The organism is Kitasatospora sp. NPDC048662 (genome assembly GCF_055587065.1).
Map to the genome: position 1 here is coordinate 471,063 of NZ_JBVJHA010000002.1, position 16,942 is coordinate 488,004.

Sequence of the window (16,942 nt, forward strand, 5' to 3'; positions counted from 1 at the left end):
CATGGCCAACGAGACAGAGGTGGCGGCCGGGGTGACGGAGCAGTCCGTCCAGGAAGCCCTGGCGACCGTCCACGACCCGGAGATCAACCGTCCGATCACCGAGATCGGCATGGTGAAGTCCGTCGAGATCGGCGACGGCGGTGCGGTGAAGGTCGCGGTGTACCTCACCGTCTCGGGCTGTCCGATGCGCGAGACGATCACCCAGCGGGTCACCGATGCGGTGTCCGCCGTTCCCGGCGTCACCGCCGTCTCCGTCGAACTCGACGTGATGAGCGAGGAGCAGCGCCGCGAGCTCTCCCAGCTGCTGCGCGGCGGTGCCCCGGAGCGGGAGATCCCGTTCGCCAAGCCCGGCACGCTGACCAGGGTGTACGCGGTCGCCTCCGGCAAGGGCGGCGTCGGCAAGTCCTCGGTGACGGTCAACCTGGCGGCGGCGCTGGCCGCGGACGGCCTGAAGGTCGCCGTGGTGGACGCCGACATTTACGGCCACAGCGTGCCCCGCATGCTGGGCGTCGAGGGCCGGCCCACCCAGGTGCAGGACATGATCATGCCGCCGGCGGCGCACGGCGTGAAGGTCATCTCGATCGGCATGTTCACCCCGGGCAACGCCCCGGTGGTGTGGCGGGGCCCGATGCTGCACCGTGCGCTGCAGCAGTTCCTGGCCGACGTGTACTGGGGCGACCTGGACGTCCTGCTGCTCGACCTGCCGCCCGGCACCGGCGACATCGCGATCTCGGTCGCGCAGCTCGTCCCGAACGCCGAGATCCTGATTGTCACCACCCCGCAGATGGCCGCCGCCGAGGTCGCCGAGCGGGCCGGCACGATCGCGCTGCAGACCCACCAGAAGATCGTCGGCGTCATCGAGAACATGTCGGGCATGCCCTGCCCGCACTGTGACGAGATGATCGACGTCTTCGGCACCGGTGGCGGCCAGACCGTCGCCGAGGCCCTCACCCGCACCGTCGGCGCGACCGTCCCCGTCCTCGGCTCCATCCCGATCGACGTCCGCCTGCGCGAGGGCGGCGACGACGGCCGCCCGGTCGTACTCTCCGACCCCGACTCCCCGGCCGGCGCCGCCCTGCGCACCATCGCCGGCAAGCTCTCCGGCCGCCAGCGCGGCCTCTCGGGCCTCTCCCTGGGCCTGACCCCGAAGAACAAGTTCTGACGGACTCTCAGCACCACGAGTGGCCCCGGGCACCCGCCCGGGGCCACTCTGCTGGAACCGCGCCGGGTGGCGGGACTGTCCACCCGGCGTGGACAGACGCGAAGACGGTGTGGACAGACGCGGAATCGGTTGCCTGGCGGCGGTGCTGCTGACAGCGGCAGCGGTGCTGATGCTGCTCAGCGCGGGCTGCACGATCGAGCTGGAGGGGCCGCCGGAGCTGAATCCGGGCCTCCACGACAACCGGACGTTCCTGGCGCTACTGGCTCTCGAAGGGGGACTCCTCCTCCTGGTGGCCGGCCTGGGCCTGGGCGTGCTCGGCCCCGGCCGGGTGGTCAGCCGGATCGCGGTCGTGGTGGTGGCCGTGCCCCTGCTGGCGTTCGGGGTGTTCCGGGTGACGGTGCTGATCCCGATGCTGCGCTGCCACGGAAACTCGATCGCGCAGGTGGCGGAGGGGTCCTACCGCTGCTACGACCGCTAACGGCCGTCGTACGACTCCAGGTCGGGAACGGTGGTGAAGCCGATGCCGTACGCGGAGACCGAGCGGCCGTAGGCGCCGATCAGGACGCCGGGGGCCTCGCCGGCCAGGACCCAGCCGTATTCGGACTCGCGGTAGCGGAAGGGCTGCGGGGCGCCGTTGACGGGGAGGGTGAGGGAGGACCAGGCGGGGCCGTCGAGGTCGTCGGCCAAGTCCCAGGCGAGGGTGGACTGCTGGTCGAGCCAGTGCTGGCGCAGGGTGCGGTCGAGGTTGCCGGGCCAGGTGGCGGCGAGCAGTCCGGCGCCGGCCAGCCAGGCCGCGGAGGAGGCGGAGGTGGCTTCCAGGGTGCCGGTGTTGTCGGCGCTGCGGCGGACCTCGCGGCGGGCCACGGTGACCACCATCGCGAAGCGCCGGGTGTCGCGCGGCTCGGGTCCGCGGGCGGGTTCGTCGCCGTGGCCGAGGGTGCCGTAGTCGGGGATGTCGCTCTGCGCGGCGCGCGGGCTCTGGCCGGTGCCGACCTGGCCGAGCCAGCGGCGGCCGGTCCAGCCCTCGTCCAGGCCGTACCAGGGGAAGTCGGCGGCGCGGTAGGCGACGAGGGGGTCGGCGGCGGGCCGACGCGTCGCGGCGGGGTCTGCGGTCGTTTGCGTGGCGTCCACTGCGGGCCTCCTCGGCTGTGCTCCTGCCACGGGTGGGCTCCATGGTGGCGCACCGCGGCCCCTCTGTCCGGGAAAACCGGGCCGGACACGGCCTGGCGTGACGGACCGCACAGCGCGCGCCCTCGGGGAGGTAGTGGACACGATAGCGGCGCGAACGACAACGCCCCGCCTGCCGGGCGGGGCGTCGGGGACGAGGTCCGGGTCGGGCGGGGAGCCTCGGTCAGGTGGCGTCCGGGTCGAACGGCGGGCGCTCACCGGCCGCGAGGGCCGGTCCGCTGCTCAACGGGGAGGCCGGCTTGGAGAAGTCGACCGAGGCACTCGGGGTGCGGGTCGGCTCGCCGTTCAGCGCGGACTTGAGGTCGACGCTGTCCTTGAGGTCCTTCAGTCCGAGCGGGTCGTCACCGTCGCCGAGCAGCTGCTTGCGGACGAAGGTCTTCGGGTTGAGGTCCTCGAAGTCGAAGTTCTGGAACTCCGGTCCGAGTTCGCTGCGGATGTCCTCCTTCGCGTTGTCCGCGAAGGAGCGGATCTTGCGAATGAACCCCATGGTGTCCTGAATCAGCTTCGGGAGCTTGTCCGGCCCGAAGATCACGATGGCCATGATCACCATCGTCAGGACCTCGAGTCCGCCTATGTCTCCGAACACCTGAACTCCCAGCACCCGACAACGCTGAACCAAGGGTAAACGCGGGCGGCCGCTCCCCGGTCTTCCTCAGGTGAATCCGTGGTAAAGACCACCCGGGCGACCGGCGTCGACGGCGTGCCGGTGAAGGCAGGCTAGCGCAGGACCTGGAGCTGGTCACCGCTGGGCGACGGCTGCGGGCTGGCCTGCAGCCGGGAGCGCATCGGAAAGTCCGGGGCGTCCATCTGCTGCTGCGCGTTGACGGGCACGATCGCCCCGCCCACGGGGGTGACGCTGGTGGGCTGCCGGTTGGGGCCGCTCTGGCCCGTGGTGAGGCCGCCGACACCGCTCAGGGTGACCGCGGCGACCGAGAACGCCCCGGCGGCGGCGAACACCAGCCGGCGCCCGCGCGCCGAAGCCGGGCGGGGAGTGGGCAGCTCGCCGAGCGCGGCCAGCGGACGCGGCGCGGCAGACGGGCGGGAGCCGAACAGGCCGGCCCGCGGGTCGATCCCGGGTATCGGGGCCTCGGCGCCCAGCGCGCCGCCGCCGAAGCCCGCGCCCCGGCCGAAGGAGCCGCCGGTGAGCCGGCTGCCGCCGAACACGGCACCCGACGGCCCATCAGGGCCCGACTCGTCCTCCGGCAGCGCGGCCACGGCCAGCAGCCGGGCCATCAGCGCCGCGGACGGGCCGGGCGCGCCGGCGCCGCTGAGCGTCCGCTTGACCGCGCGGGCGCCCTCCGCCTCGGCCAGGCACTCCGGGCAGGTCGCCAGGTGGGCCTGCACCCGCTCGCGGGCGTCGTGGCCGAGTTCGCCGTCCAGGTAGGCGGTGAGGCGGTCGCCGAGGTGGTGGTGCTCCTCGGCCGCCGGCTCGACCGGGCGGATCGTCACGGGCCGCAGCTCGGCCGCCGCCGGGGACTGCTCGACGGCGCGGCGCAGCGACGCCCAGCGCGAGCGGCCGGTGGCGTCCGCGCGCTCGGGGGCGTGTTCGCTCATGACCCCCTCCGGTCGCTTCCGCCCGGTTCGGCGCCGACCGCCACGGGCTCGGCGGAGCCGCCCCGGCGCGAACGGCCCGCGGCGGCGTTCGGCGCCCGGTGCTTGAGGGCGGCGCGCAGGTGCGAGCGGCCACGGTGGATCCGGCTGCGGACGGTGCCGAGCTTCACCCCGAGGGTGGCGGCGATCTCCTCGTAGGAGAGGCCCTCGATGTCGCACAGCACCACGGCGGCACGGAACTCCGGGGCGAGGGTGTCCAGCGCCTGCTGCACGTCCGCGTCGAAGTGGGTGTCGCTGAAGTGCTGGGCGGGGCTGGGCTCACGGCTGGCCAGGCGCTCTGCCGCGTCCTCGGCGAGGGCGTCGAAGCGGATCCGCTGGCGGCGGCGCACCATGTCCAGGAACAGGTTGGTGGTGATCCGGTGCAGCCAGCCCTCGAAGGTGCCGGGGGTGTACGTGGACAGCGAGCGGAAAACCCGGACGAAGACCTCCTGGGTGAGGTCCTCGGCGTCGTGCTGATTGCCCGTCAGCCGGTAGGCCAGGCGGTAGACCCGGGCGCTGTGCGCCTCGACGATCTCCTCCCAGCTGGGCGGCGTCCAGCTCTGCGCGTCGGGCCCCTCCGCGAAGGACGCGAGCGTACCGGGGGCCTCGGCCACCGAGTCGTCGGCTGCGGTCGTCTTGTCCAGGGGGGAGTGCACAGACTGGTTCATCACGGGCTTCGGCGTACGGGCCGACGTGGTGCCGCGGACGTGCCGCTGCACAGGGACGTCGCCCTCGGCCACACCTCCTCGGTCGGCTCTTCTGCCCAGCAGAGCCACCACCATATCCACCTCACACGTCAAGCCCGGATAAGAGCGGTCGAACAGCGGCCGCCGCAGGCGGTCCGGCCACCTACGACAACTCAACGGCCAGCCGTCGAACGCGGTTCCCGGACGGCCAGTAGTCTGTCGCTGGAATTTGTCGACTTCCATCGACATCGGCGCTCCGGAAGAGGAAGCCATCACCGAGTTCGGGCCCCAGCGAGCGGCCCTCGCCGACACCTACGTCGGCGAGGACGCGGTGCTGACCTACGCCCGGGCCCAGTCGGCCCGCACCGGCATACGCGCGATCGGCCCCAGCGGCGGCGCGGCCCTGCGCCTGCTGGCCGCCGCGCTCGACGCCAAGGCCGTGGTCGAGATCGGCACCGGCACCGGCGTGTCCGGCGTCTACCTGCTGCGCGGCATGCGGCCCGACGGCGTGCTCACCACCGTCGACTCCGAACCCGTCCGCCAGCAGTACGCCCGCGAGGCGTACCTGGCCGCCGGCTTCGCCGCCAACCGGGCCCGCTTCATCCCCGGCCGGGCCCGCGACGTGCTGCCGCGACTCGCCGACGGCCAGTACGACCTGGTGTTCTGCGACGGCGACCCGGCCGACTCCGGCTTCCACCTCACCGAGGCGATGCGGCTGCTCCGGCCGCGCGGCGTGGTCTGCTTCGAGGGCGTCTTCCAGGAAGGCCGGCTCGCCGAACCCGAGGCCGACGACCCGCAGATCCGCGCGGTGCGCGACCTGGTCGCCGACATCCGGGAGAGCGACATCCTGCTGCCCGCCCTGCTCCCGGTCAGCGACGGCCTGCTCTGCGCCGTCAAACGCTGACCCCGCACCAGCACGCGGAACGGGCCCGCTCCCCGCAACCGGGGGACCGGGCCCGTCGAACACTCCCGGAACGCCCGGGACGTGCGAGTGGCTACCTGCCTGGGTCAGCCGCAGGCCTTCTTCAGGGCCTCGCCCAGAGCATCCGCCTCGTCCGGCGTCAGCTCCACCACCAGGCGCCCGCCCCCTTCGAGCGGAACTCGCATGATGATGCCCCGCCCCTCTTTGGTGACCTCCAGCGGGCCGTCACCCGTCCGCGGCTTCATGGCCGCCATGCTCGTTCCCCTTCCTGCAACCGTTCAGGTACGCACCGGCAGTCCGTCCACCGCCGGTATCGAACGCATTGATCGGAAGCCATTATCCCGCATGCGACCGCTCGATGACCAACATCACTCTCTCCGCCAAGCCTCCCGAACCCGCATCAAAGCGCCGATAACCAGCCGGAAGCCGCATCCCGCCGCACTCCGACACGCCCGCCGGGCGTGCGCCACCTCACACTCCCCCACCCGGCCGCACTCCGGCATGCTGTGCCCACGACAGCCCACCGCGACCCGGGAGCCCTCACCGATGTCCGACACCGTGCGCTACCACCGCGACGGCGCCCTCGCCGTCCTCACCATCGACCGCGCCGACGCCATGAACGCCCTCGACGTCGCCACCAAGGTCGCCCTCCGGGACGCCGTCACCACCGCCGCGGCCGACCCCGAGGTGCGGGCCGTGCTGCTCACCGGCGCCGGCAACAAGGCCTTCTGCGTCGGGCAGGACCTCAAGGAACACCTCGGCCTGCTGCGCCACCAGCAGGAGACCGGCGAGGGCGCGCTGCGCACCGTCGCCGAGCACTACAACCCGCTGGTCCGTGCCCTCGCCGGGATGCGCAAGCCCACCGTCGCCGCCGTCAACGGCATCGCGGCCGGCGCCGGCGCCTCGCTCGCCTTCGCCTGCGACTTCCGGATCGTCGCCGACACCGCCGGCTTCAACACCTCCTTCGCCGGCGTCGCCCTCACCACCGACTCCGGCGCCTCCTGGACCCTCCCCCGGCTGGTCGGCCACGCCCGCGCCACCGAACTCCTGATGTTCCCCCGCACCGTCCGCGCCGACGAGGCCCTCGCCCTCGGCCTCGCCACCCGCGTCGTCCCCACCGCCGAACTCGCCGCCACCGCCCACGAGTTCGCCCTCACCCTGGCCAACGGCCCGACCGTCGCCTACGGCGCGATCAAGGAGTCGCTGGCGTACGGGGCGTCCCACTCCCTGGACGAACTCCTCGACAAGGAGGAGGAGTTGCAGACCATGGCCGGCAGCAGCGAGGACCACCGCATCGCGGTGGACGCCTTCGTGGCCAAGGAGAAGCCCACCTTCGTGGGCAAGTAACTCTCAAAGGGCGAAGCTCTCTTCACCCCACTCTCACCCCGCGCCCCGTCAGGGGCGCTGGGGTCCCCCCAGCCGAAGGCGAGGGGGCGGAACTGCGCGAAGGGGAACGGCGCCCTCGGTGAGGTCCGTGGACGGCGGGCCCGTGGCTGCCCGGGCGGGCGCCTACCGCGCGTGGCAGTCGGCCAGGTGATCGTTCACCAGCCCGCAGGCCTGCATCAACGCGTAAGCCGTCGTCGGCCCCACGAACCGGAATCCGTTCTTCTTCAGCGCCTTCGCCAGCGCCGTCGACTCCGGCGTCACCGCCGGCACCTCCGCCAGCGTCTTGGGCGCCGGCCGCCCCGGATCCCCGGCGTGGCTCCAGATCAACGCGTCCAGCCCGCCGTCGAGTTCACGCGCGGCGCGGGCGTTCGCGAGGGTGGCGACGATCTTCGCCCGGTTGCGGATGATCCCGGTGTCGGCCATCAGCCGTTCCACGTCGTCGTCCCCGAACTCCGCGACCTCCGCGATCGAGAAGTCCCGGAACGCCGCCCGGAAGCCTTCGCGTCGCCGCAGGATGGTGATCCAGGACAGCCCGGACTGGAACGCCTCCAGCGAGATCCGCTCGAACAGGGCCTGGTCGCCGTGGACCGGCCGGCCCCACTCGGTGTCGTGGTAGACCCGGTAGTCCTCGGAGGAGTCGCCCCACCCGCAGCGCAGCAGCCCGTCCTCGCCGAGCACCGCACCGGTCACGAGCGGTCGCTCTTCTCGGAGTCAGCAGGGCCTTCCGCAGGCTTCTTCTCCAGCATGGCCGTGAACGACTCCAGCCCGGGCAGCGGCTCCCCGGCCGCGTCGCCCGTCGCCTCCACCGAGCCGCGCACCGCGCCGACCGCCTCCAGTTCGGCGATCTTCGCGTCCCGGAGGGCGAGTTCCGCGCCGAGGCGGTCGAGGACGTCGTCGACCTCGTCCATCCGGTAGCCGCGCAGCGCCATCGGCAGGCGCAGGTCGTCGACGTCGGTGCGGCTGAGCGGGCGGTCCTGCGGGAGGCGCACGGTGAGACGGTCGTGCTCCGCCTCGGGGAGGGATCCGCCGCCGCCCAGTGCCACCAGCGCGGCACCGCCGACCACCACGGCCATCGCAACCACGATCACCCAGAACACGAGCGTCCTCCGTCAGTCCCCGGCAGTTCCGGCTCCGGCAGTTCCGGCCCCGGCAGTTCCGGTCGGCTTCGGCCCGCGGGCGGGATCAGGTGGGATCATGGTCCCGTACAGGCCGGGGCCCATCATTGCACCCGGGAGCGCTGAGGAGGAGACAACGGTGGCACTACGCCTCGGCACGCGGGAGTTCGGCCCGGACGAGCTGGTCATCATGGCGATCGTCAACCGCACCCCGGACTCGTTCTTCGACCGGGGGGCGACCTTCGCCGACGAGGCCGCGTTCGCCGCGGCGGACCGGGCGGTGGCCGAGGGCGCGGCGATCCTGGACATCGGCGGGGTGAAGGCCGGGCCGGGCGAAGAGGTCACCGTCGAGGAGGAGTTGCGGCGCACGGTGCCGTTCGTGGCGGAGCTGCGCAAGCGCCACCCGGACGCGGTGATCAGCGTGGACACCTGGCGGCACGAGGTCGGCGAGGCGGTCTGCGAGGTCGGTGCGGACCTGCTGAACGACGCCTGGGGCGGCTTCGACCCGAAACTCGCCGAGGTCGCGGCCCGGTACGGCGCGGGTCTGGTGTGCACGCACGCTGGCGGCGCGGAGCCGCGCACCCGCCCGCACCGGGTGGGGTACGAGGACGTGATGGCGGACATCCTGCGGGTGACCGTCGGGCTGGCCGAGCGGGCGCTCGAACTCGGGGTGCGCCGCGACGGGCTGATCATCGACCCGGGGCACGACTTCGGGAAGAACACCCGGCACTCGCTGGAGGCGACCCGCCGGCTGCCGGAGATGACGGCGACCGGGTTCCCGGTGCTGGTGTCGCTGTCGAACAAGGACTTCGTCGGCGAGACGCTCGACAAGCCGGTGGACGAGCGCCTGCTCGGCACCCTGGCCACCACCGCGGTCTCCGCCTGGCTGGGCGCGCAGGTCTACCGGGTGCACCAGGTCGCGGAGACCCGTCAGGTGTTGGACATGGTGGCGTCGATCCGCGGCACGCGTCCCCCGGCGGTCGCCCGCCGGGGGCTCGCCTGACCCTTTGCCCGCCCGGGCTACGCGGGCGTGCCCTGCGGCTTGCGGGCCGCTTCCAGGACCTTGAGCACGTCGGCGACCTCGTCGGTCACGTGGAACAGGTCGAGGTCCTCCGGGTTGGCCTTGCCCTGGGCGACCAGGGTGGACCTCAGCCACTCCACCAGCCCGCCCCAGTAGGAGCTGCCGAACAGGATCACCGGGAACCGGGTGACCTTGTTGGTCTGCACCAGGGTGAGCGACTCGAACAGCTCGTCCAGGGTGCCGAGCCCGCCGGGGAGCACCACGAAGCCCTGGGAGTACTTCACGAACATCGTCTTGCGGACGAAGAAGTAGCGGAAGTTCAGGCCCAGGTCGACGTACTCGTTCAGGCCCTGCTCGAACGGCAACTCGATGCCGAGGCCGACACTCAGCCCGCCGGCCTCGACAGCGCCCTTGTTGGCCGCCTCCATCGCACCGGGGCCGCCGCCGGTGATCACCGCGTACCCGGCCTCGGCGAGGGCCCGGCCGATCTCCACCCCGGCCTCGTACTCGGGCGTACCGGCCTGCGTCCGGGCGGAGCCGAACACGCTGATCGCGCTGGGCAGTTTGGCGAGCGCCCCGAAACCTTCGACGAACTCCGAGGTGATCCGCAGCACCCGCCACGGATCGGTGTGCAACCAGTCGGTCGGCCCGGTGGTGTCCAGCAGGGCCTGGTCCGTCGTCTTCGTCTCGACCTGGTCCCGCCGCAGCAGCACCGGCCCCTTGCGCTTCTCGGGCCACGGCTTCTTCCTGGCCCTGCGGACGGGTTCATCTCCGTTGGCTGTCATGACGAAACCCTACGCCTGACAAGGCAACTTTCCGAGGAACAACGGGAAACGGCTGCCCGTCCGCCAAAGGCCGCGGGGCGCCTACTCGGTGAGCCAGGCGCGCAGGCGGGCCTCGACCTCGGCGATCGCGCTCAGCGAGCAGTGTTCCTCGCGCTTGTGGGCCAGATTCGGGTCCCCCGGGCCGTAGTTGACGGCGGGGACGCCGTGGGCGGAGAAGCGGGCGACGTCGGTCCAGCCGAACTTGGCCCGCGGCTCGCCGCCGACGGCGGCCAGGAAGGCCTGGGCGGCGGGCTGGGAGAGGCCGGGGAGGGCGGCGGGTGAGGCGTCCACGATGTCCAGGTGGTAGCCGTCGAAGACCTCCCGCAGGTGGGTCTCCGCCTGCTCCAGGGTGCGGTCGGGGGCGAACCGGAAGGCGACGTGGATCCGGCACTCGTCGGGGATGACGTTCCCGGCGACGCCGCCGTCGATCCGGGTGGCGTTCAGGCCCTCGCGGTACTCCAGGCCGTCGATGACGACCCGTCGGGGCTGGTACTCGACCAGCCGGCGCAGCACTTCGGCGGCCTTGTGGATGGCGTTGTCACCGAGCCAGCTGCGCGCGGCGTGGGCGCGGACGCCGGTGAGCGTGATGTCGGCGCGCAGGCTGCCCTGGCAGCCGCCCTCGACGACGGCGCCGCTGGGCTCCATCAGGACGGCGAAGTCGGCCGCCAGCCAGTCGGGGTGGGTGGCGAACAGGTGGCCGAGGCCGTTGCGTTCGGCCTCCACCTCCTCGCAGTCGTAGAACACGTAGGTGACGTCGTGGTTGGGCTCCGCCACCGTCGCGGCGAGCCGGAGTTGGACCGCGACGCCGGACTTCATGTCGGACGTGCCGCAGCCGAAGAGCAGGTCGCCCTCGACGTGCGAGGGCACGTTGTCGGCGATCGGGACGGTGTCCAGGTGCCCGGCGAGCACCACCCGCGCGGCCCGGCCGAGGTGGGTGCGGGCGACCACGTTGTTGCCGAACCGGTCGACGGTGAGGTGCGGGTAGGCCCGGAGCGCGGCCTCGACCGCATCGGCGAGGGCGGTCTCCTCGCCGCTGACGGACGGGAAGTCGACGAGGCGGGCGGTCAGCGTGCCGCCGTCGAGGGTCAGGTCGAGGGGCTCGTTCGGGCTGCTCATGGCGGCCACCCTACCGAGCGGCCGGGTGGCCCGAAGGCCGGGACGCAACCGCACGGACCCGTACGGCCGTCCGAGCGGTTACGGTGTCCGCGAACGGCGCGGGCTCGGAAGCGGACCGCTGCGACAGGACGACGGACGACGAGGAGAGGGGCCAGCGTGGCCACAGACGCCGAGTACTCGGAGGGGGGCGCCGGGGAGCGCCGTCGGCGGCCGTGGCGGCGGATCCTGGTGGGGCTGCTGGCGCTGGCGGTGGTCGGCGGCCTGGTGGTGTGGCTGAACCGCGACAAGATCACCGTCCCCGACGAGGGCTGCAAGGTCACCGCCACGTCCGGTTCCGGGTCGCTGGAGCTGGGCGCGGCGGCGAACGCGGCGACCATCACGGCGGTGGCGATGTCCCGCGGCCTGCCCGAGCGGGCGGTGACGATCGCGCTGGCGACCGCGATCCAGGAGTCCAAGCTGCGCAACCTGGAGGGCGGCGACCGGGACTCGGTGGGCCTGTTCCAGCAGCGCCCGTCGCAGGGCTGGGGCAGCGTCGAGCAGATCATGGACCCGGTGTACGCGACCAACAAGTTCCTGGACGCGCTGGTGAAGGTGAACGGCTACGCGCAGATGCCGCTGACCGACGCCGCCCAGCAGGTGCAGCGCAGCGGCTACCCGCAGGCGTACGCCAAGCACGAGAACAACGCGACGCTGCTGGCCACCGTGCTGATGGGCCGTGAGCCGGCCTCGCTGAACTGCGTGGTGCACCAGCTGCCGCAGCCGGACGCGGCGGCCCCGCCGGCCACCGCCGTGTCGGACCGGGTGCGCCGGGAGTTCGGCAAGGCCGTGACGGTGGCGACCGCCGACAAGGCGGCCAAGGACCCGCGCGAGGTGCTGGCGTTCACCCCGCAGCCGACCGCTAGCACCGCGAGCGCGGGCGGCACCCAGCAGACCGGCTGGGCGCTGGCGCAGTGGTCGGTGGCGCGGGCGGCGGACCTGGGCATCGGGCAGGTCGCCTACGAGGGCAAGGTGTGGCGGGTGGACCGGCCCAACGACGGCTGGAAGCCGCTGCCGAGCGCCCCGCCGGACCGGGTGCTGGTGACGCTGGGCGCGCCGGCGAAGAAGAAGTGACGGCGTCGGCGGTGCGTTGACGAACAGGTGCCCGGGTGACGGCCCACCGGGTGATTCACGTCAACTCCCGCTGACGGCACGGCAGTCGGCGGGCCGCCGACACGCCGGTCCACGGACCGGGTGACGGTTTCCGCTCCCGCCAAGGGAAGTGACGATTCTTCAGCGGTCGCATCGTGGACGATCCGCCCGGTTTGCCGGAAAGCGGATCGTCCGATCTTTGCAAACCCTTGACCTTGACCGGCCGAAACCTTCCCGGTGCTCTTGCGGTCATACACGTCGCCCGCGGGGCGAGCCGGACAGCCGGCCGTCCGCCCGGCGGACCGTAGACCTCACCTCTTAGGAGCACCATGTCCCTCCCCCTGACGCGCCGGATCGCCCAGGCCGCGCTGCTCGTCGCCGCCACCGCGGCGCCGCTCGCGGCCGCGGGTGCCGCCTCCGCCACCGAGGTGGTCCCGCAGACCGACCTGGGTGCCGGAGTGACCAAGCTGGCCGACGTCCCCAACTCGGGCGACACGGTGCAGGGGGCGTCCCACGAGCTCGGCCAGATGGTCGGCACCACCGGCGCCGCGACCCTCGCGGCGGGCGGCCCGGCGGCCGGCGACGCGGCCGGCAGCACCGTCGCGCACGCCCTGCCCTCCACCGACGAGGCGCTCGGCCACCTCGGCCCGGCCGCCAAGGCCGACCAGCTGACCGGCGCGCTCGGCACGCTGTCCGACCGGGTCGTCCCGGCCGTCGAGCAGAAGGTCGGCCCCGCGGTCACCGACAAGGTCCTCCCGGCCGCCCACAAGGCCACCTCCGCCCCGCTCGGCACCGTCGCCAAGAACCTGCCGGTGGACCGGCTGACGCACAGCCTGCCGGCCGCCGAGAAGCTCGCCCCGGTCGTCGGCGCCGTCCAGTCGCTGCCGGTCACGGGCGCCGTCGCGGGCCTGACCGAGCACGAGTCCGCCAACCGCCTGGGCGCGATGCCCGCGATGGGCGGCGGCAACAGCCCGCTGGGCAGCCTGCTCGCCGGCACCCCGCTGGGCGGGCTGCTCGGCGGCCTGAGTGGCGGCGCCGGTCAGCTGCCGATCGGCTGATCCACCGCACACGCCGAAGGGGCGGAGCCGACCGGCTCCGCCCCTTCCGCACGCCTGGCCCGGCGTCAGCGCTTCAGCCGCTCCACAGCGGCGGCCACCCGCTCGTCGGTGGCGGTGAACGCCACCCGCACGAAGCGGTCGCCCGCCGGGCCGTAGAAGTCGCCGGGGGCCACCAGGATTCCCAGCTCGGCAAGTTCGGCGACGGTCTCCCAGCACGGCCGGTCCTGGGTCGCCCACAGGTACAGGCTCGCCTCGGAGTGCTCGATCCGGAACCCGTACGCCTCCAGCGCGGCCCGCAGCGCACCGCGCCGCTTCGCGTACCGCTCCCGCTGCTCGGCGACGTGCCCGTCATCGGCGAGCGCGGCCGCGGTGGCCGCCTGCACCGGCGCGGGCACGATCATGCCGCCGTGCTTGCGGATCTCCAGCAGCTCCCGGACCACCACCGCGTCACCGGCCACGAACGAGGCCCGGTACCCGGCGAGGTTGGAACGCTTGGACAGCGAGTGGACGGTGAGCAGCCCCTCGTGCGAGTCGCCGCACACCGACGGGTGCAGCACCGACACCGGCTCGGCCTCCCAGCCGAGTTCGAGGTAGCACTCGTCGCTGACCAGCAGCACCCGGTGCGCCCGGGCCCACTCGACGGCCCGGCGCAGCTCGTCGGCGCCCAGCACCCGTCCGGTCGGGTTGGACGGCGAGTTCAGCCAGAGCAGCCGGACCTTGCTGCCGTCCAGCTCGTCGAGGTCCCCGTACGCGACCGGCTCGGCACCGCAGAGCAGCGCGCCGACCTCGTAGGTGGGGTAGGCGAGCTTCGGGTAGGCGACCTGGTCGCCGGGGCCGAGCCCGAGCTGGCCGGGCAGCCAGGCCACCAGCTCCTTGGAGCCGACGGTGGGCAGCACCGCCCCGGGGCCGATCTCGGCGCCGAGGCGGCGGTTCAGCCAGCCGGCGATCGCCTCGCGCAGGGCGAGCGGGCCCCACACGGTCGGATAGCCGGGCGTGTCGGTGTGCGCGGCCAGGGCCTGCTGGATCAGCTCCGGCACCGGGTCCACGGGGGTGCCGACGGAGAAGTCGCACAGCCCGTCCGGGTGGCTCTCGGCGGTGCGCTTGTACGGTTCGAGCTTGTCCCACGGGAAGACCGGCAGGCGGTCGGATACGCGGCGCGCCGCCCCCGGGTGTCCCGGGAACGGCGCGTGCGTGCTGTCGTTGGTGCTCACAGCGTGGATGCCACCGATCAGTGGTCGGCGTTCTGCGGGGGCAGGGCCGCGATGAACGGGTGGTCGCGCTCGATCAGGCCGAGCTTGGAGGCGCCGCCGGGCGAGCCCAGGTCGTCGAAGAACTCGACGTTCGCCTTGTAGTAGTCCTTCCACTCCTCCGGGGTGTCGTCCTCGTAGAAGATTGCTTCGACGGGGCACACCGGCTCGCACGCACCGCAGTCCACACACTCGTCCGGGTGGATGTAGAGGGAGCGCTCACCCTCGTAGATGCAGTCGACGGGGCACTCCTCGATGCACGCCTTGTCCTTCACGTCGACACAAGGCTGCGCGATGACGTAGGTCACGCTGTCGTTCCTCCTCGGAAGGGCTGCCGCCCTACTGTTTACTCGGTCGCGCGGTGCGCGCGGCGTCGTCGTCGATGCCCGCCCCTAGTATCGCGGGTCGGGGGACGCAAATGCACAGGAGGTGCGGTTGATGGCTGGCGGAGTACCGCTCGAGGCCCGTCCGGAGGTCCGGATAGACCCGTCTGACGTGGGAAGACGCGTCTCGGTGCGGCGGGTTGACGGCGTGGCGGACGGGCGGCCGGTGTTCCGCGATGCGATCGGCGTGCTCACTGCTTGGGACGGCGACGGGTTGACGGTCGAGTCCCGGCGCGGCGTGTCGGTGCGTTTCGCCGCCGATCTGCTGGTCGCGGGCAAGCCGGTGCCGCCGTTCCCGGCCCGGAACGTCCCGATGCCCGACATCACCCCGACCGAACTCCAGCGCACCGCGGCCCGCGGCTGGCCCGCTGTCGAGCAGCAGCCGCTCGGCGACTGGGTGCTGCGTGCCTCCGCCGGCTTCACCCGGCGCGCCAACTCGGTGCAGGCGCTCGGCGACCCCGGCCTGCCGCTGGACGAGGCGCTGGAGCGGGTCCGCGACTGGTACGCGGCCCGTGGCCTGCCCGCGCACGTCGAGGTGGTGGACGGCGCCTCCCCGTCCGACCTGACCGCCGAACTCGACCGGCTGGGCGCCCAGTTGGCCCCGACCGTGGTCCGCAGGGCGCGGCTCGGCGGACTGACCCGGGCGGCCGCACCGGAGAGCTGGCGGCAGGTCCGGCTGTCCCGCGCGGCCGACCGGAACTGGCTGTCGCTGTACCGCCGGGTGGGCGACGACCCGGCCCTGGAAGCCGCCGCGCAGACCGTCCTGCACGGCGGGCCGTCGGTCTGGTTCGCCCACGTGCCCGGCCCGGACGGCGCACCGCTGGCGATCGGCCGGATGGCGGTGGACGGCGACTGGGCCGGATTCTCCGCGATCGAGGTCGCCCCCGCCGCCCGCCGCCGCGGCCTGGCCACCACCGTGATGGCGGCACTCGCCGCACGCGCCGCCGAGGAGGGCGCCACCGGCGCCTACCTGCAGGTCGAGGCCGACAACCACGGCGCACAGGCGCTCTACGACCAGCAGGGCTTCACGACCAGTCACACTTACCACTACGCCCGCCTTCCCCAGCGGTAGCGTGCACCACCTGAACCGAGCCACGAACCGCTGCTGAACCGAAGGCCGCAGTGACCGAGCAGAGCAGAAACCGCTTCCGAGCCGAGGCTCGGGCCGAAAACCCCGACCCGGTGCTGCTGTGCCTGCTCGCCGCCGCCGAGCACACCCTCGGCGACCCCGGCGACAGCGCCGAACCGCCCGACCTCGACGCCGTCCTGAGCGCCTGCCGGACCGCCCTGGACCGGCACGCCGCCGCCATCCGCCAGGCCGTCGCCGAACGCCGCCCGCGCGGCCCCGAGGAGACCGCCGCGCTCCTCGCGGCGGTGCTCGGCGGCCGGGAACGCTTCCACGGCCGCCAGTCCGACTACCGGCGGCTGGAGTCCTCCCTCCTCCCCGAGGTGCTCCGTCGCCGCCGCGGGCTGCCGATCATGCTCTCCCTGGTCTGGTCGGCGGTCGCCGACCGGGCCGGCCTGACCGTCCACGGCATCGCGCTGCCCGGCCACTTCATCGTCGCGGTCGGCGGCCCCGGGGACAGCGAGGACTACGTCCTCGCCGACCCGTTCCACGGCGGCCGCCTGCTCGACATCCCCGACGTGGAACGCCTGGTCGCCGCGTCCGGCCACCGCTACTCCCCCGAGCTGCTCACCCCCGCCCAGCCGCTCGACACCGTGCTGCGGGTCCTCGGCAACATCCGCCACTGGGCCGCCGAACGCCCCGAACACGCCCGCACCCAGCTCTGGGCCACGGAACTCGCCCTCCTCCTCCCCCGCCACCCCGCGCAACTCCGGCTGGAGCGGGCGGAGTTGCTGGTCAAGACCGGCGACTTCCTGGGCGGGGCGGCGGAGATGGACGCGTACGCGGAGATCCTGGACGCGTTCGACCCGGAGAGCGCGAGGCGAGTCCGCGACGAGGCCAAGTCGGCGCGGCACCGGCTCAACTGAGGCAGACAGACGCGAAACCAGGGAGAGCACAACCGGGGGCGGGGGGGGGGGGGGCCCCCCCCCCCCCCGGGGGGGGGGGGGCCCCCCCCCCCCCCCGCCCGGCCCCCCCCCCCCAACCACCCCC

The 16,942-nt window shown here is 73.2% G+C and carries 20 protein-coding genes; 9 read left to right on the top strand and 11 right to left on the bottom strand.

The genetic code is table 11. The features are described 5' to 3' along the window. Position 1 precedes the first annotated feature (1 nt). The gene (locus tag ACZ6R9_RS08040; protein ID WP_380487434.1) at positions 2-1,162 is read left to right on the top strand and encodes an Mrp/NBP35 family ATP-binding protein; all 1,161 of its coding nucleotides are present in this window, start codon (positions 2-4) and stop codon (positions 1,160-1,162) included. Positions 1,163-1,271: 109 nt separating this feature from the next. Next, complete coding sequence (locus ACZ6R9_RS08045; RefSeq protein ID WP_465537163.1) at positions 1,272-1,640, top strand: hypothetical protein; 369 nt, start codon at positions 1,272-1,274, stop codon at positions 1,638-1,640. Here the strand turns inward: ACZ6R9_RS08045 and ACZ6R9_RS08050 are convergent. From ACZ6R9_RS08050 to sigE, 4 genes are all read right to left on the bottom strand, one after another. Next, positions 1,637-2,293 (bottom strand): hypothetical protein, encoded by a 657-nt coding sequence (locus tag ACZ6R9_RS08050; RefSeq protein ID WP_465537165.1) that lies wholly within the window; start codon positions 2,291-2,293, stop codon positions 1,637-1,639. The genes ACZ6R9_RS08045 and ACZ6R9_RS08050 overlap by 4 nt on opposite strands. A gap of 220 nt (positions 2,294-2,513) precedes the next feature. Continuing rightward, a complete protein-coding gene (locus ACZ6R9_RS08055; RefSeq protein ID WP_380487440.1) occupies positions 2,514-2,936 on the bottom strand; it encodes a sec-independent translocase in 423 nt (140 codons plus the stop codon). Positions 2,937-3,067: 131 nt separating this feature from the next. Continuing rightward, positions 3,068-3,904, bottom strand: coding sequence for an anti-sigma factor family protein (locus tag ACZ6R9_RS08060; RefSeq protein ID WP_380487442.1), 837 nt, complete (start codon positions 3,902-3,904; stop codon positions 3,068-3,070). Next, a complete protein-coding gene (gene sigE / locus ACZ6R9_RS08065; protein WP_380487445.1) occupies positions 3,901-4,608 on the bottom strand; it encodes an RNA polymerase sigma factor SigE in 708 nt (235 codons plus the stop codon). Before sigE ends, ACZ6R9_RS08060 begins: the two co-directional genes overlap by 4 nt. A 247-nt stretch (positions 4,609-4,855) precedes the next feature. Between sigE and ACZ6R9_RS08070 the strand changes: the two genes are divergently transcribed. Further along, positions 4,856-5,530: an O-methyltransferase gene (locus ACZ6R9_RS08070; RefSeq protein ID WP_380487447.1), complete on the top strand. Its 675-nt coding sequence runs from the start codon at positions 4,856-4,858 to the stop codon at positions 5,528-5,530. 104 nt (positions 5,531-5,634) lie between these two features. On the opposite strand, the gene ACZ6R9_RS08075 is transcribed toward ACZ6R9_RS08070, so the two are convergent. Then, positions 5,635-5,802, bottom strand: coding sequence for a DUF3117 domain-containing protein (locus ACZ6R9_RS08075; protein ID WP_014137929.1), 168 nt, complete (start codon positions 5,800-5,802; stop codon positions 5,635-5,637). 292 nt (positions 5,803-6,094) lie between these two features. Between ACZ6R9_RS08075 and ACZ6R9_RS08080 the strand changes: the two genes are divergently transcribed. Further along, positions 6,095-6,895: an enoyl-CoA hydratase/isomerase family protein gene (locus ACZ6R9_RS08080; RefSeq protein ID WP_380487449.1), complete on the top strand. Its 801-nt coding sequence runs from the start codon at positions 6,095-6,097 to the stop codon at positions 6,893-6,895. A gap of 162 nt (positions 6,896-7,057) precedes the next feature. Here the strand turns inward: ACZ6R9_RS08080 and ACZ6R9_RS08085 are convergent, their stop codons facing one another. Further along, complete coding sequence (locus tag ACZ6R9_RS08085; protein ID WP_380487451.1) at positions 7,058-7,624, bottom strand: DNA-3-methyladenine glycosylase I; 567 nt, start codon at positions 7,622-7,624, stop codon at positions 7,058-7,060. Beyond that, positions 7,621-8,031: a DivIVA domain-containing protein gene (locus tag ACZ6R9_RS08090; RefSeq protein WP_380487454.1), complete on the bottom strand. Its 411-nt coding sequence runs from the start codon at positions 8,029-8,031 to the stop codon at positions 7,621-7,623. Before ACZ6R9_RS08090 ends, ACZ6R9_RS08085 begins: the two co-directional genes overlap by 4 nt. A 208-nt stretch (positions 8,032-8,239) precedes the next feature. Here ACZ6R9_RS08090 and folP point away from each other — a divergent pair, with 208 nt between their 5' ends. Further along, positions 8,240-9,052: a dihydropteroate synthase gene (folP, locus tag ACZ6R9_RS08095; protein WP_465537690.1), complete on the top strand. Its 813-nt coding sequence runs from the start codon at positions 8,240-8,242 to the stop codon at positions 9,050-9,052. Between the two features lie 17 nt (positions 9,053-9,069). Here the strand turns inward: folP and ACZ6R9_RS08100 are convergent, their stop codons facing one another. Continuing rightward, positions 9,070-9,855: an LOG family protein gene (locus ACZ6R9_RS08100; protein ID WP_380487456.1), complete on the bottom strand. Its 786-nt coding sequence runs from the start codon at positions 9,853-9,855 to the stop codon at positions 9,070-9,072. A gap of 81 nt (positions 9,856-9,936) precedes the next feature. Beyond that, positions 9,937-11,010, bottom strand: a complete 1,074-nt coding sequence (gene dapE, locus ACZ6R9_RS08105; RefSeq protein ID WP_465537169.1) for a succinyl-diaminopimelate desuccinylase — start codon at positions 11,008-11,010, stop codon at positions 9,937-9,939. A 156-nt stretch (positions 11,011-11,166) separates the two neighbouring features. On the opposite strand from dapE, the gene ACZ6R9_RS08110 reads away from it, so the two are divergent. Next, a complete protein-coding gene (locus tag ACZ6R9_RS08110) occupies positions 11,167-12,120 on the top strand; it encodes a VldE C-terminal domain-containing protein (protein ID WP_465537171.1) in 954 nt (317 codons plus the stop codon). 347 nt (positions 12,121-12,467) lie between these two features. Further along, positions 12,468-13,196 carry a hypothetical protein gene (locus ACZ6R9_RS08115; protein ID WP_380487463.1) on the top strand — a complete coding sequence of 243 codons (729 nt, stop codon included), beginning with the start codon at positions 12,468-12,470 and terminating at the stop codon, positions 13,194-13,196. 65 nt (positions 13,197-13,261) lie between these two features. Here ACZ6R9_RS08115 and dapC read toward each other — a convergent pair whose 3' ends face one another. After that, a complete protein-coding gene (gene dapC / locus ACZ6R9_RS08120) occupies positions 13,262-14,407 on the bottom strand; it encodes a succinyldiaminopimelate transaminase (RefSeq protein ID WP_380487465.1) in 1,146 nt (381 codons plus the stop codon). Positions 14,408-14,424: 17 nt separating this feature from the next. Beyond that, complete coding sequence (gene fdxA, locus ACZ6R9_RS08125) at positions 14,425-14,751, bottom strand: ferredoxin (RefSeq protein WP_030061559.1); 327 nt, start codon at positions 14,749-14,751, stop codon at positions 14,425-14,427. A 130-nt stretch (positions 14,752-14,881) separates the two neighbouring features. On the opposite strand from fdxA, the gene ACZ6R9_RS08130 reads away from it, so the two are divergent. After that, positions 14,882-15,898 (top strand): GNAT family N-acetyltransferase, encoded by a 1,017-nt coding sequence (locus ACZ6R9_RS08130; RefSeq protein WP_465537174.1) that lies wholly within the window; start codon positions 14,882-14,884, stop codon positions 15,896-15,898. Between the two features lie 50 nt (positions 15,899-15,948). Continuing rightward, positions 15,949-16,818, top strand: coding sequence for a transglutaminase family protein (locus ACZ6R9_RS08135; RefSeq protein ID WP_380487469.1), 870 nt, complete (start codon positions 15,949-15,951; stop codon positions 16,816-16,818). The last annotated feature ends 124 nt before the right edge of the window (positions 16,819-16,942 follow it).

Excerpts from the sequence above, each read along its gene's own strand:
- ACZ6R9_RS08040 (WP_380487434.1), top strand. The coding sequence starts at position 2 with ATGGCCAACGAGACAGAGGTGGCGGCCGGGGTGACGGAGCAGTCCGTC.
- ACZ6R9_RS08060 (WP_380487442.1), bottom strand. The coding sequence starts at position 3,904 with ATGAGCGAACACGCCCCCGAGCGCGCGGACGCCACCGGCCGCTCGCGC.
- sigE (WP_380487445.1), bottom strand. The coding sequence starts at position 4,608 with ATGAACCAGTCTGTGCACTCCCCCCTGGACAAGACGACCGCAGCCGAC.
- ACZ6R9_RS08075 (WP_014137929.1), bottom strand. The coding sequence starts at position 5,802 with ATGGCGGCCATGAAGCCGCGGACGGGTGACGGCCCGCTGGAGGTCACC.
- ACZ6R9_RS08080 (WP_380487449.1), top strand. The coding sequence starts at position 6,095 with ATGTCCGACACCGTGCGCTACCACCGCGACGGCGCCCTCGCCGTCCTC.
- folP (WP_465537690.1), top strand. The coding sequence starts at position 8,240 with ATGGCGATCGTCAACCGCACCCCGGACTCGTTCTTCGACCGGGGGGCG.
- ACZ6R9_RS08100 (WP_380487456.1), bottom strand. The coding sequence starts at position 9,855 with ATGACAGCCAACGGAGATGAACCCGTCCGCAGGGCCAGGAAGAAGCCG.
- dapE (WP_465537169.1), bottom strand. The coding sequence starts at position 11,010 with ATGAGCAGCCCGAACGAGCCCCTCGACCTGACCCTCGACGGCGGCACG.
- ACZ6R9_RS08115 (WP_380487463.1), top strand. The coding sequence starts at position 12,468 with ATGTCCCTCCCCCTGACGCGCCGGATCGCCCAGGCCGCGCTGCTCGTC.
- ACZ6R9_RS08130 (WP_465537174.1), top strand. The coding sequence starts at position 14,882 with ATGGCTGGCGGAGTACCGCTCGAGGCCCGTCCGGAGGTCCGGATAGAC.